The following is a 13,854-nucleotide window of genomic DNA, read 5'->3' as shown; positions in this document are numbered from 1 at the left end:
GGTGTATTAAACTATGCGTTCTCTGTTTTCAATATGCTGATTATCTGTTCTGCAAGCTCTGTCCCAATCCTGTCCTGTGCCTCAAGGGTGGCAGCACCTATGTGAGGGGTTAAAGATATTTTAGGATGCATTAAAACCTGTATGGCAGGCTTTGGTTCCTCTTCAAAAACATCAAGCCCGGCAAAAGCTACCTTTCCTGAGTCCAGCGCTTCAATAAGCGCAACTTCATCTATAATACCGCCTCGGGCAGCATTAACAATGCCTACACCGTCTTTCATTGCCTGGAGTTCTTCCCTGCCTATAACATAGCCGTCCTGTGCAGGAACATGAAGGGTGATAAAATCTGCATGCTTAAATATATCTTCAATAGGCTCTGTTTGTATCTCTACGTTAATAAACTGGTCGTTATAAAAATCAACCCTTATTTCTGCATTGCCTACAAATTTGTCGGAGGCGATAACACGCATGCCAAGCCCAAGTGCTATACGGGCTACAGATTTACCTATCTTACCAAAACCTATAATACCAATTGTTTTTCCACGAAGTTCTATGCCGTTGGCGTATGCTTTTTTCAGGCTGTCAAATTTACTGTCGCCTTCCAGGGGCATATTGCGGTTGGCATCATGCAGGAATCGGGCCCCAGTAAATAAGTGGGCAAAAACAAGCTCAGCAACAGAATCTGAAGATGAGGCGGGCGTGTTTATAACATGTATGCCTTTTTCACGTGCATATTCCACATCTATATTATCCATACCTACACCGCCACGTCCAATTATTTTTAAACCCGGGCAATTGTCTATAATATCTTTGCGCACTTTGGTTGCACTACGTACAAGGAGCACACTTATATTATTTTTATTGATATAATTTTCAACCTGCTCCTGAGCCACTTTGGTAGTGATTACCTCAAAGCCACCATTTTCCAGTGCCTTAATTCCGCTTTGGGAAATACCATCGTTTGCTAATACTTTCATTTTAATAAATTATAGTTTACAATACTTTTTTCTCAAATTCCTGCATTATATCTACGAGCAGTTGAACACTTTCAACCGGCATCGCATTATATATGGAAGCACGGTACCCGCCAACAGAACGGTGCCCGTTTAAGCCGCTTATCCCTGCTTCTTTCCATAATCTGTCAAACTGCTCTGTATGGGCTTCATCTTTTAAAAGGAAGGTAACATTCATTTTAGAGCGGTCTTCCGTATGTGCTGTACCTGTAAACAACGGGTTTCGGTCTATTTCATTATAAAGCAGTGCTGCCTTTTTATCATTAAGCTTTTCCATTGCAGCTATGCCGCCTTTATTTTTAAGCCATTGCAATGTAAGCAGGGAAGTATATACAGCAAACACAGGCGGTGTGTTATACATGCTTTCTTTTGCTATATGCTGGGCATAATCCAGTATGCCCGGAATTTCACGTCCTGTTTTCCCCAGTATGTCTTCTTTTACTACTACCAATGTGGTACCCGCAGGCCCCATGTTTTTTTGTGCGCCCGCATATATAAGGCTGAATTTTGAAAAATCAAGCTCCCTTGAAAATATATCAGAACTCATGTCGCACACAACAGGCACATCTGTTTCAGGAAAAGAGTGCATCTGCGTACCAAAAATAGTGTTGTTGCTGGTGCAGTGAAAATAATCGGCATTTGCGGGAATGCTGTAATCCTTTGGTATATAGGTATAATTATCAGCTTTAGATGAAGCTATAACATTGGTTTCGCCAAAGCGTTTTGCTTCCTTAATGGCTCCTGCAGCCCATGTGCCGGTGTCAAGATAAGCCGCTTTACCGTTTTCCGTAAGTAAATTATAAGGAACCCTTACAAACTCAAGGCTTGCCCCACCCGAAAGGAATAATGCCTGGTAACCTTTGCCTTGTAACCCTAAAAGTTCAAGCGCAAGTATGCGGGCTTCCTCCATAACAGCAACAAAATCCTTACTGCGGTGCGAAATTTCTAATATGGACAATCCTGAATTATTAAAATCAAGAACAGCCTGTGATGCTTTTTCAAATACTTCCTGTGGCAGGATTGATGGGCCTGCACTGAAATTGTGCTTTTTCATTGTGTTGTAAAATAGATAGTGCAAATTTCAAAAATAGCCTTAAAAAACACTAAATATTATCTGCAATTATTTTATCATATTTTTGATAAAAATGAAATTGTATCCACATTATCGGCATAATCCCACAATGCAGGTTTTTGGGTTTGCCCGAAGCGCACATTACCTTTATCAGTGTCATTGCATACAATGCACTGTATTTGCTCATGTTCTTCCGCCAGCCTTTTCCAAACCTCATCAATATTTTCATAATACTCGTAAAAAAGGCTTGAAATAGGGGAGGCGTACCCTTTATCTTCCTTAAGCGTAAGGAAACCGTTATCGAGTATTTTATAATTACTCATAAGAAAAACTGCTTTATTATAATCGTAGTTATTGGCATATTTCTCATAATGTATAATATCGGCATACTCATACATTGCTTCAAAAAACAGTTTGAAATCATAGTCCTTCGGCACAAATAATTTTGAAACATTACGGCATCCCAAACCAAAATAGCGGAATATATCCTCACCTAAAGCTATCAATTCCTCTTTGGTTTCCCTGCCGTTAAGTACGGCTGTTGAATTACGGTTTTTTCTTATAATGCTTGGCTTATCTTTAAAATAATATTCAAAATAGCGCGAGGTATTGTTGCTTCCCGTTGCTATTACTGCATCAAAGCCTTCCAGTTTCCCTTCGGTAAACTGTATCCTGTTTTCCAGTTGCGGCGCAACAGCAGTCAGGTATTTAGCAAGGAAAGGTAATATTAACTGGTCGTTAGACGATGTTTTAATTAAAGCATTATGCCCTGTAATAAGTACCGATAAAAAATCATGAAATCCTACTAATGGTATGTTTCCTGCCAGTACAAGCCCTACAGTTTTAGGTGTAGTATATTCAATAGCATAATTAGCCAGCCATTTATCCAGGTTTGCAGGAGTTAAAGCTTCCGCCCATGATTGTACTGCAAAATATACCTGCTCCTCGGTAAACCAGCGGTTGTGTGACTGAGAATTATTTATCAGATTCTGGAAGCTGTCAAAAAACGGGTCATTATAAAGTACATCTTCATTTTTGATAGATGCTTCCGGCTGAAACTGGCCAAGGAATTTACCTAATTCTGCAAAAGCATTTTTTGTTTCTGTTAACGTCATTATGTTTGCGTATGAATGGATTTGGGCGTAATTTTGTACAAATTTACAGTATTAAATATTAAAAATACAGCTATGGCTATCATTATAACAGACGAATGTATAAACTGCGGGGCTTGTGAGCCCGAGTGCCCTAATACCGCCATATATGAGGGTGCAGATGATTGGAGGTATAAAGACGGTACCAAACTGAAGGGCAGGGTAGTGCTTCCTTCGGGAGATGAAGTTGATGCCGATGAGCCGCACACACCGTTATCAGACGATATATATTATATAGTACCCGGCAAATGCACCGAGTGTAAAGGTTTTCATGAAGAACCGCAATGCGCTGCTGTATGCCCGGTGGACTGTTGTGTGCCGGATGATAACCATGTTGAAAGTGAGGAAACACTTTTAAACAGGCAGGCATTCCTGCACAATGAGTAACATCAAATAAAAAAAATAAAAAAGCCTGAAAATTATTTTCAGGCTTTTTTCATAGCAATTTATCTAACAAATTTATTGTTGTTTAAGGGAGTAAGTTTCAACAGTTACCCCGTCAGTATTATCATTATAGGTTTCAACTACAAAATCACCGTTATCCTTAAAATATCCTATAGAGGTTTTGTCTTTGGTTTTATAAATGTAATTGTCGTTAGATGTTTTTCTTAAAACACCATACTTTTTATCTTTCTCAGTAGCAATCCTGTAACCCATCCTATCGGTTATAAAAACATAATCCTGCCCATCCATAGTGTAGTATGTGGTAGAGCCTAATTGCTGTGTAGGTATGCCATCACCCGAAATAGTAGTTGACTTTGTTACTGCCACAGGAGTTTCCTTTATATCCTTGTTCAGTTTTTTACTTTCTGCATCTTTAAGCTCTATATCCTGAACAGCATCAGTACTTTCCTGTTTTACCAGCTTTTTCTTTTCCTGCCCGTTATTTACTGTAACTGTAGTAGTTTTTGTTTCCTTCGTTACATTTTTATTTACCTGTGCATTCAGGCTCAGCCCTAACGCCAGCATTAGTGTTAATGCTATATTTTTCATAATTTCTGTTTTTAGGTTTAACTATTTACAAAATTATTTTTGCAATGTTAAAAACCCTGATAAAGAAAGCATAAAGTATTTATAAAATCAGTTTTACAAAAGCAAGGTGCTTTTAAATTCAAAAACTTATATTTGCACCCTTAAAATAACAGTTACTGATGAAAGCAGGAATAGTAGGATTGCCAAATGTTGGTAAATCAACCCTTTTCAATTGTTTGTCTAATGCCAAGGCGCAAAGTGCCAACTTCCCATTTTGTACTATAGAGCCAAATGTGGGCGTGGTGAATGTGCCCGACCCAAGGCTTGAAAAACTGGAAGAACTGGTAAAGCCGGAGCGTGTTGTTCCTGCCACAGTGGAAATTGTGGATATTGCAGGACTTGTAAAAGGAGCCAGTAAGGGCGAAGGGCTTGGCAACCAGTTTTTAGGCAACATAAGGGAGTGTAATGCTATTATACACGTGCTTCGCTGTTTTGATAATGATAATATAGTACACGTTGATGGTAATGTAAACCCGATAAGGGATAAGGAAACTATTGATATAGAGCTACAGCTAAAAGACCTTGAAACGATTGAAAAGCGCCTTGAAAAAGCCAAAAAAGCTGCCAAAACAGGTAATAAAGATGCGCAGGCAGAGGTAAGCCTTTTAGAAAGGATACAACAGGCATTGCTGCAGGCAAAATCGGCGAGGACGGTTATACCGCAAAATGACGATGAAGAAAAGCTGATGGAAAGCTTTCAGCTTATTACAACCAAACCTGTATTATATGTTTGCAATGTAGATGAGGGTGCCGCGGCAACAGGTAATAAATATGTTGAGCAGGTGCGCGAACTGGTAAAAGATGAAAACGCCGAAGTTTTATTTTTGGCAGTAGGCACAGAGGCTGATATTACCGAGTTGGAAACCTATGAAGAGCGCCAGATGTTCCTGGAAGATTTAGGCCTAAAAGAACCGGGTGCTTCCGCACTGATACGTTCTGCCTATAAACTGTTAAACCTGCAAACCTATTTTACTGCCGGTGTTAAGGAAGTGCGTGCGTGGACTATACACATAGGCGATACTGCACCACAGGCTGCGGGCGTTATACATACCGATTTTGAAAAAGGATTTATACGTGCCGAAGTTATAGCGTATGATGATTATGTAAATTATGGCAGCGAGGCAAAAGTAAAAGAAGCCGGAAAGCTAAGGGTAGAAGGCAAGGAATACATTGTAAAAGATGGTGATGTAATGCATTTCCGTTTTAATGTGTAATTAGTATAGAAATATAAATATTAATCCCGCTATTTGGCGGGATTTTTTATTTGGTTGAGTAGGAATTGACACCTGTTTTTTATATCAGCTTTTGGTACTTCAATTATTTTGTATCCAAGGGCAGTATACGTTTCTTTCATAAGTTTATAAGTTAAAACAGCTTCTTCCCAATCCTGCTTTCTTTCATTATCAGTAGTATAAATTTCAGGCCATGGTGGTAGTATAAAAACTTTTTTACTATACCTGTACATTTGTGCAGCGAGTTCCACTCCTTTGGTAGTTGATTTTATTATTTTTGAGTAGCACAAAGTATCGGGTATTCCCCTGTCAAAAAATGTTATATTATTTCTTTCAGCATGTAAGTAATCTGCAACAGATTGTTTAAGCATCAGTTCTGTATATTCCAGCTTGTTTTTCCATGGTAAGGCTTTACCGTTATTTTTAACCTCTTCCATTATAATTTTCCGTGCTGCTTCATCAATACAGTTATACCCCATGTTTTTTAATTCCTTAATCAATGTTGTTTTCCCCGAGCCGGGACCGCCTGTTACTACATAAAAATTGTTGTTAATTATAGTTTCCATATTATCCAATGTTTTTAAATCTGACATTAAACTGTTGCTAAGGTTTTATAAAAGAGCTTTATCTTGTTGGTTATAATTTGTAACTTCACAAAAACAGAAAAATTTATGAAAATAGTAGCCTTTGCAGGAAGCAGCAGTAATAACTCAATCAATAAAAAATTTGCCACCTATGCGGCTAAGCTTTTTAATGCGGAAGAAACAGAGGTATTAGACCTTAACGATTATGAACTACCGCTTTACAGTGTAGACAAGGAAAAATTAGTAGGGAAGCCGCCGGTAGCGCAAAAATTCCTGGAGAAGATGGAATCGGCAGATGTGTTGGTACTTTCGGTAGCCGAGCATAACGCCGGGCTTACGGCCGCCTTTAAAAATATTTACGACTGGGCATCAAGGCAAAAAAAGCTGGTTTTTGATAATAAGCCTATGCTGCTTCTTTCTACCTCACCCGGCAAGCATGGTGGCAAAAATGCGCTTGAAGCAGCAAAGATAAGCCTTAAATGGTATGGAGGCAATATACGCGATACTTTTTCCCTGCCGTTATTTGATGAAAATTTTGATACAGAGGCTGGTAAGATATCCAATAAAGAGCTTGACGATGCGTTAAGGGATATTATACGCAACTTCGACTATGAAACAAAAACATCTTAAAAGAGGTGTACATATACTTAAAAAGTTTTTTCTGGGCATAGCAGCTTTTATATTACTGTATGTAGCGGCAGTATTTGTGTTATCCCATATTACGGTAAACAGTAAAGTCAGGCCCGGTAAAGATGTAACTATATATGTACGTACTAATGGTGTGCATACAGATATTGTTGTTCCTGTAAAAAACAAGGTAAAAGACTGGAGCAGCGAAATACTTTTTGCACATACCGCCTCAAAAGACAGCCTTGCAGAGTATATTGCCTTTGGCTGGGGAGATAAGGGTTTTTACCTTAATACCCCAAAGTGGAGCGACCTGAAGCTAAGTACTGCTGTCAAGGCAGCTTTGCATTTGGGTACATCGGCAATGCATACTCATTTTTATAAAGATATACAGCAAGATGCTGATTGCCTAAAGCTAACGTTAAGTAATGCCGATTATAAAAGGCTTGTGCAATACATATCCGCGAGTTTTCAGTTAGATGCGAGTAATAAAGTGCAATGCATTAAAAACAGGGGCTATGGCGGTTATGATGCATTTTATGAAGCCCACTATAAATACAGCCTGTTTTATACCTGCAATACATGGGCAAATAATGCGCTTACGGCAGCCAACCAAAAAGCAGCATTATGGACAGTATATGACAAAGGGATATTTTTGCATTACCGGTAATGTGCATTAACATTTTATGGCAGGATTATTGGTTTTAAGTACATCATGAAAAATATCCTTCTGAAAATCAATTTAATTTTACTGTTAGTTTCCTTTACTGCGTTTGGGCAGGACTATGCAAAAGCAGATGAAATTGTAAGGGATTATCCTAAATCTTTTTCTGATACAGATAAACTGGCCGGGCTTATAAATAAAGACTTTAAACGTGATGATGAAAAAGCGCGGGCTATATTTACCTGGATTGCCACCAATGTAAAATATGATTTGGCTGCTTATGGCGTTAATGAAAGGCCGGTGGGCTTTTCTTATTCCACACAGCAGGAAAAAATTGAAAAACAAAAGAAATTAGAATATGACCTTGCCTTAAAAACATTGCGTAGCAGGCGGGGCGTGTGCCAGGGATACTCTACACTTTACAAGATTCTGGCTGAGAAAACAGGTTTGGAAGCTGTTATTGTTACCGGTACATCCAAATCGCATCCTGCACATATAGGCAAAATGCCGGGAGCCAGTGACCATGCCTGGAATGCAGTTAAAATTGACGGGCAGTGGAAGCTTTTGGATGTTACTTTTGGGGCTGGTGCAGTATCGGGAAATCCTCCTGTATTCCAGTTCAGGTTCAATGATAAATATTTTTTTACCGATCCGAAAGTGTTTTTCCTGAACCATTACCCTGATGATGAAAAATGGTTATTTACGCAAGCTACCGCAGGAGATTTTGCAAACCTGCCATTATACTACGGCAATTACCACATGGGCGGTTATGAATTTTTAACTCCTGCTATGGGTACTTATACAGCCAAGCCAAGTGTGCTTACCTTTAAGGTAAAAAATTTAAAACCTGAAGATAGGCTTGCCTATGCCTTTAGCAGGGAAAGAATATTCAGGGAAATAGTCCCTGTGAGGAATGGCGACACAGCTGAATTCCAGGTGCCACTTTCGGCAGTATCTGCGGGTACTTTAACCATATATGTCAATCAAAAATCGGCGGTTGCCTACCGTATAGAAAAACCGTAGAAAAAATTTAATATATAACTGCCGGATGTTTAAGATACTTTTGATAAGTTTCGCGCATCCGGCTTTCATTTTTTGTGCAGAAATAGTACATTAGCAGAAATTCCTGAAAATTTTATGCTGGAGCAGAATCAGTACACTGAAGATAACATCCGTTCACTTGACTGGAAGGAGCATATCCGTATGCGCCCCGGTATGTATATCGGTAAGCTTGGCGACGGTTCTTCGCCCGATGACGGTATCTATATATTGCTTAAAGAAGTGATAGATAACTCCATTGACGAGTTTGTAATGGGTACCGGAAAAACCATAGAAGTTACCGTAAAAGATAAAACCGTAACCGTACGCGATTACGGGCGGGGTATTCCGCTGGGTAAAGTGGTTGATGTGGTTTCCAAAATGAATACGGGTGGTAAATATGACTCACGTGCGTTTAAAAAATCAGTGGGTTTAAATGGTGTAGGTACCAAGGCGGTAAATGCATTGTCTAATTACTTCCGTGTAGAATCGGTAAGGGATAACCAGCAAAAAGCTGCTGAATTTTCGGCAGGCGAAATAACGCTTGAGGAAGACATAATTGAAACAACCAAGCGCAAGGGTACCAAGGTTACTTTTGTGGCTGATGATACCATATTTAAAAATTACAAATACCGTAATGAGTATATTGTAAAAATGCTAAAAAATTATTGCTACCTCAATACAGGGCTGACAATAATTTATAACGGCGAAAAATTTTACAGTGAAGACGGGTTAAAAGACCTGCTTTCAGAAAACATTAGTGAAGAAGACCGTATTTATGATATTATACATCTTAAGGATGATGATATTGAAATTGCGATGACACATAGTAAAACGCAGTACAGCGAGGAGTATTATTCGTTTGTAAACGGGCAGAATACTACACAGGGCGGTACACACCTTGGTGCCTTTCGTGAAGCTATTGTAAAAACAATTAAAGAGTTTTATAACAAGAACTTTGAAGCTGCCGATATACGCAAATCTATAGTAAGTGCTATCAGCATAAAGGTAGAGGAACCTGTATTTGAGTCACAGACCAAAACAAAGCTGGGTTCTACTGAAATGGGGCCTAACCTTGCCACGGTACGTACCTTTGTAAACGACTTTATAAAAAACAAGCTTGATAATTTTCTGCACCGCAATCCTGAAACTGCCGATGCACTGCTTAAAAAGATATTACAGGCAGAGCGTGAACGTAAGGAACTTTCAGGAATACGCAAACTGGCACGCGACAGAGCCAAGAAAGCCAGCCTGCATAATAAAAAATTGCGTGATTGCAGGGTGCATTTAACAGATGCCAAAAATCCACGCAGTTTGGAAAGCACGCTTTTTATTACAGAGGGAGATTCGGCTTCGGGTTCTATTACCAAATCCAGGGATGTAAATACACAGGCGGTATTCAGCCTTAGGGGTAAGCCGCTTAACTGCTACGGCATGAGCAAGAAAATTGTGTATGAAAATGAGGAGTTCAACCTGTTGCAGGCTGCACTGGATATAGAGGAGGAAATGGAAAACCTGCGTTATAATAATATTGTTATAGCCACAGATGCCGATGTGGACGGCATGCACATACGCCTGCTTTTAATAACTTTCTTTCTACAGTTTTTCCCGGAACTGATAAAGGAGGGGCATTTATATATACTGCAAACCCCGCTTTTCAGGGTTAGGAATAAAAAAGAAACTATATACTGTTATAGCGAAGAGGAAAGGAAAGCTGCTATTGAAAAACTAAAAGGCAAACCTGAAATTACACGATTTAAGGGACTGGGTGAAATATCGCCCGATGAGTTTAAACATTTTATAGGAGAAAATATACGCCTTGATCCTGTAATGCTTGATAAAGCAACTTCAATAGAAAATATGCTGGAGTTTTATATGGGTAAAAATACACCTGACAGGCAGGATTTTATTATAAATAACCTGAAGGTTGAACTGGATGTGGTGGAGGAGTAATAATTTAAGCCAGGATTTAGGAAACAGATGAGTGAAGATAATTTTGAACCTACGGAGGGGGAGCTATATGAAGGGAATATAAGCCCGGAACAGCAGGATACCATAATAAAGGTAACCGGCATGTATAAGGACTGGTTTCTGGATTATGCTTCTTATGTTATACTGGAACGCGCTGTACCCGCCATTGAAGATGGGTTTAAGCCGGTACAGCGGCGCATTATGCATTCCCTTAAAGAACTGGATGATGGGCGCTATAATAAGGTGGCCAATGTAGTGGGGCACACCATGCAGTATCACCCGCATGGCGATGCCAGTATTGGCGATGCTATGGTACAGATAGGGCAGAAGGACTTGCTTATTGATACACAGGGGAACTGGGGTAATATATTAACAGGTGATGGCGCTGCTGCCTCACGTTATATTGAGGCACGCCTTTCTAAATTTGCCCTTGAGGTTTTATACAGCCCTAAGATAACTACATGGCAGCTGTCTTATGACGGGCGAAAAAATGAACCGGTACACTTGCCCGTTAAGTTTCCGTTGCTATTGGCACAGGGCGCTGAGGGGATTGCTGTAGGGCTTTCTACAAAAGTATTGCCTCATAATTTTAACGAACTTGTAGATGCTTCCATTAAAATTTTAAAGAATAAGCCTTTTACAATTTACCCCGATTTCCCAACCGGGGGTGTTGCCGATGTTTCCGGATATAACGACGGTATGCGTGGCGGCAGGGTGCGTGTGCGGGCTAAAGTGAGCCAGCTTGACAAGAGTACGCTTGTTATTACACAAATACCTTTCAGTACCAATACTTCCAGCCTTATAGACAGTATTCTTAAGGCTAATGAAAAGGGCAAAATAAAAATCAAAAAAATAGAGGATAATACCGCAGCGGACGTTGAGATATTAATTCACCTGCCGCCCGGGGTATCGCCTGATAAAACTATTGATGCACTGTTTGCCTTTACAGCATGTGAAACCTCTATTGCACCACTGGGTTGTGTTATTGAAGACCATAAGCCTTACTTTGTGGGTGTAAGCGATATGCTGAAAATATCTACTCACCGAACGGTACAACTGCTTAAAAACGAGCTTGAAATTCAGCTTGATGAACTGGAGGAACAATGGCATTTCCTGTCGCTTGAGCGCATTTTTATTGAGAACAGGATATACCGCCTTATTGAGGAGGAAGAAACATGGGAAGGGGTTATAAATGCTATAGATGAAGGCTTGAAACCTTTTACTAAACATCTTAAGCGTGCCGTAACTGAAGAAGATATTGTAAGGCTTACCGAAATACGTATTAAGCGTATTTCTAAATTTGATATTGATAAGGCACAGGAAAAGATTGAAGTCCTGGAAGGCGAAATAGCACAGGTTAAACATAACCTGGAGCATATTATTGAATTTGCCATATCTTATTTCCAAAACCTTAAGGATAAATATGGTAAAGGGCGTGAACGAAAAACCGAATTGCGAAGCTTTGACAATATAGAAGCTACAAAGGTTGTATTGCGTAATACCAAATTATATGTAAACCGTGAGGAAGGCTTTATTGGTACCGGGCTTAAAAAGGATGAATATGTCGCCGATTGCAGTGATATTGATGATGTAATTGTTTTCCTTAGGGATGGCAACATGATGGTTACAAAAGTTGATGTAAAAACATTTGTGGGCAAGGATATTCTCCATGTGGCTGTTTTTGATAAAAATGACAAGCGTACTATTTACAATATGATTTACCGTGACGGGAAGTCGGGGCCATCTTTTGTAAAGCGCTTTAATGTATCGGGCGTTACAAGGGATAAACTGTATGACCTTACACAAGGCACAAAAGGATCTCAGGTGCTGTATTTTTCTGCCAATCCTAATGGTGAGGCAGAGGTGGTTACCGTGCTTTTACGCCAGGTAGGAAGTATTAAAAAGCTGAAATTTGACCTTGACTTTGCGGCTATTGCAATAAAAGGCCGCGCATCGCGTGGTAATACCGTTAGCAAGTATCCTATTAAAAAGATTGAGCTGAAGGAAAAAGGAATCTCTACATTAAAGCCACGGCGTATTTGGTTTGACGATACCGTGCACCGCCTTAATGTGGATGGCAGGGGAGAGCTTTTAGGTGAATTCCGTCCTAATGACAGGTTGCTTATTATTAACCAATCGGGTAAAATTAAAACCATTATCCCGGAACTTTCCACGCATTTTGATGAAGGAATGATTGTACTGGAAAAATGGGTACCGAAAAAACCTGTTTCGGCCATTTATTATGACGGTGAAAAAGAACGCTATTTCGTAAAACGTTTTCTGGTTGAAAATGAAAATAAGGAAGAGGTTTTTATTACGGAACATCCTAATTCGCAGCTTGAAATAGTGTCAACAGATTACAGGCCGGTGGCAGAAATAATTTTTTCTAAAGTTAAAGGTGTGCAGAAGGAAAACCTTACTGTTGACCTTGAAAATTTTATAGCAGTAAAAGGCATAAAGGCTTTAGGAAACCAGCTTACCACAGATAAAGTGAGGCAGATAAACCTGCTTGAACCTTTACCTTTTGAAGCACCGGAGGAAGAAATACCTGAAGAAATGGAAGTAAAAGGCGAAGTTGACCTTACTGATGACAGTACAACAATAACGCTTGATGATGACGGGCAGATAACATTAAGCCTTGATTAAAATAAAAAAGCAGCCATTGGCTGCTTTTTTATTTTAAGAGTTCTTCTTAAACTGTTTTTTTCTTCCTCATTTTCATATTCAGGAATTCTACACCCAGCGAAAAAGCAATGGCAAAATACAGGTAGCCTTTAGGTACGGCACCAATATGCTGCCCTGCCAACTGCGCTTCCGAAAGGTGCATGCTTTCTGTAATCAGCATAAAGCCGATAAGGATAAGGAAAGCAAGTCCCAATATCTGTATGGAAGGATTAGCATTAACAAAATTTCCTACAGGTACGGCAAAAAGCATCATGACTCCTACAGATATTACAACTGCGGTTATCATAATATATAACGCTCCCTCAAGGCCGTTTGTCATACCTACCGCAGTTAAAATTGAATCTACTGAGAATATAAGGTCGATAAGCAATATTTGCATTATAACATTGCTAAATGATTTTTTTGCAACGCTGCCAAGGTTTTTTTCTTCCTCTCCTTTATGGTCAACCTTTTCATGTATTTCCTTGGTACTTTTATATATAAGGAATAACCCCCCGGCAAATAAAACTAGTGCCTGCCCTGTAAAGCTACCGCTAAACCAGCCCCAGTCCACACTAAACAAGGGTGCTTTCATGGCTATAAGCAGCGTTATCCCGAATAATAACCCAATCCGCATAAACATGGCGAGGAAAAGCCCTATGCGTGTGGCTTTTTTACGGTCTTCCACAGGTAGTTTTCCTGTAACAATAGAGATGAAAATAATGTTGTCTATACCCAGTACAATTTCAAGAAATGTCAGGGTAAGCAGTGCAATCCATGCATCGGGGTTGGTTAAAAATTCCATTTAT

General features: G+C 39.6%; 13 protein-coding genes. 7 read left to right on the top strand and 6 right to left on the bottom strand.

Features of this window, described 5'->3' with window-relative positions:
* Positions 1-11: 11 nt before the first annotated feature.
* The 3 genes from GSF09_RS01125 to GSF09_RS01115 all read right to left on the bottom strand — a co-directional run bounded on the left by GSF09_RS01125 (position 12) and on the right by GSF09_RS01115 (position 3,197).
* Positions 12-974: a D-2-hydroxyacid dehydrogenase gene (locus GSF09_RS01125; RefSeq protein ID WP_159799085.1), complete on the bottom strand. Its 963-nt coding sequence runs from the start codon at positions 972-974 to the stop codon at positions 12-14.
* A gap of 16 nt (positions 975-990) precedes the next feature.
* On the bottom strand, positions 991-2,064 hold the full coding sequence (serC, locus tag GSF09_RS01120; protein WP_159799084.1) for a 3-phosphoserine/phosphohydroxythreonine transaminase: 1,074 nt from the start codon (positions 2,062-2,064) through the stop codon (positions 991-993).
* A 74-nt stretch (positions 2,065-2,138) separates the two neighbouring features.
* Positions 2,139-3,197: an acyl-CoA reductase gene (locus tag GSF09_RS01115; protein ID WP_159799083.1), complete on the bottom strand. Its 1,059-nt coding sequence runs from the start codon at positions 3,195-3,197 to the stop codon at positions 2,139-2,141.
* Positions 3,198-3,269: 72 nt separating this feature from the next.
* Here GSF09_RS01115 and GSF09_RS01110 point away from each other — a divergent pair, with 72 nt between their 5' ends.
* Complete coding sequence (locus GSF09_RS01110; RefSeq protein ID WP_159799082.1) at positions 3,270-3,620, top strand: 4Fe-4S dicluster domain-containing protein; 351 nt, start codon at positions 3,270-3,272, stop codon at positions 3,618-3,620.
* 72 nt (positions 3,621-3,692) lie between these two features.
* Here GSF09_RS01110 and GSF09_RS01105 read toward each other — a convergent pair whose 3' ends face one another.
* A complete protein-coding gene (locus GSF09_RS01105; RefSeq protein WP_159799081.1) occupies positions 3,693-4,226 on the bottom strand; it encodes a hypothetical protein in 534 nt (177 codons plus the stop codon).
* Positions 4,227-4,384: 158 nt separating this feature from the next.
* On the opposite strand from GSF09_RS01105, the gene ychF reads away from it, so the two are divergent.
* A complete protein-coding gene (ychF, locus tag GSF09_RS01100; protein WP_159799080.1) occupies positions 4,385-5,479 on the top strand; it encodes a redox-regulated ATPase YchF in 1,095 nt (364 codons plus the stop codon).
* A gap of 29 nt (positions 5,480-5,508) precedes the next feature.
* Here ychF and GSF09_RS01095 read toward each other — a convergent pair whose 3' ends face one another.
* Entirely contained in the window at positions 5,509-6,063 is a 555-nt protein-coding gene (locus tag GSF09_RS01095; protein ID WP_159799079.1) for an AAA family ATPase, read from the bottom strand.
* A 105-nt stretch (positions 6,064-6,168) separates the two neighbouring features.
* Between GSF09_RS01095 and GSF09_RS01090 the strand changes: the two genes are divergently transcribed.
* The 5 genes from GSF09_RS01090 to GSF09_RS01070 all read left to right on the top strand — a co-directional run bounded on the left by GSF09_RS01090 (position 6,169) and on the right by GSF09_RS01070 (position 13,027).
* Positions 6,169-6,711, top strand: coding sequence for an NADPH-dependent FMN reductase (locus GSF09_RS01090; RefSeq protein WP_159799078.1), 543 nt, complete (start codon positions 6,169-6,171; stop codon positions 6,709-6,711).
* Positions 6,692-7,378 carry a TIGR02117 family protein gene (locus tag GSF09_RS01085; RefSeq protein ID WP_159799077.1) on the top strand — a complete coding sequence of 229 codons (687 nt, stop codon included), beginning with the start codon at positions 6,692-6,694 and terminating at the stop codon, positions 7,376-7,378. Before GSF09_RS01090 ends, GSF09_RS01085 begins: the two co-directional genes overlap by 20 nt.
* 45 nt (positions 7,379-7,423) lie before the next feature.
* Positions 7,424-8,395, top strand: coding sequence for a transglutaminase domain-containing protein (locus tag GSF09_RS01080; RefSeq protein ID WP_159799076.1), 972 nt, complete (start codon positions 7,424-7,426; stop codon positions 8,393-8,395).
* Positions 8,396-8,509: 114 nt separating this feature from the next.
* On the top strand, positions 8,510-10,363 hold the full coding sequence (locus GSF09_RS01075) for a DNA topoisomerase IV subunit B (protein ID WP_159799075.1): 1,854 nt from the start codon (positions 8,510-8,512) through the stop codon (positions 10,361-10,363).
* A gap of 27 nt (positions 10,364-10,390) precedes the next feature.
* Complete coding sequence (locus GSF09_RS01070; protein WP_159799074.1) at positions 10,391-13,027, top strand: DNA gyrase/topoisomerase IV subunit A; 2,637 nt, start codon at positions 10,391-10,393, stop codon at positions 13,025-13,027.
* Positions 13,028-13,073: 46 nt separating this feature from the next.
* Here the strand turns inward: GSF09_RS01070 and GSF09_RS01065 are convergent, their stop codons facing one another.
* Complete coding sequence (locus GSF09_RS01065; protein ID WP_159799073.1) at positions 13,074-13,850, bottom strand: TerC family protein; 777 nt, start codon at positions 13,848-13,850, stop codon at positions 13,074-13,076.
* Between the last annotated feature and the right edge of the window lie 4 nt (positions 13,851-13,854).

Source organism: Flavobacterium sp. MK4S-17 (assembly GCF_009848495.1).
Lineage (GTDB): Bacteria > Bacteroidota > Bacteroidia > Flavobacteriales > Flavobacteriaceae > Flavobacterium.
This window is presented reverse-complemented; position numbering and strand designations above follow the sequence as displayed.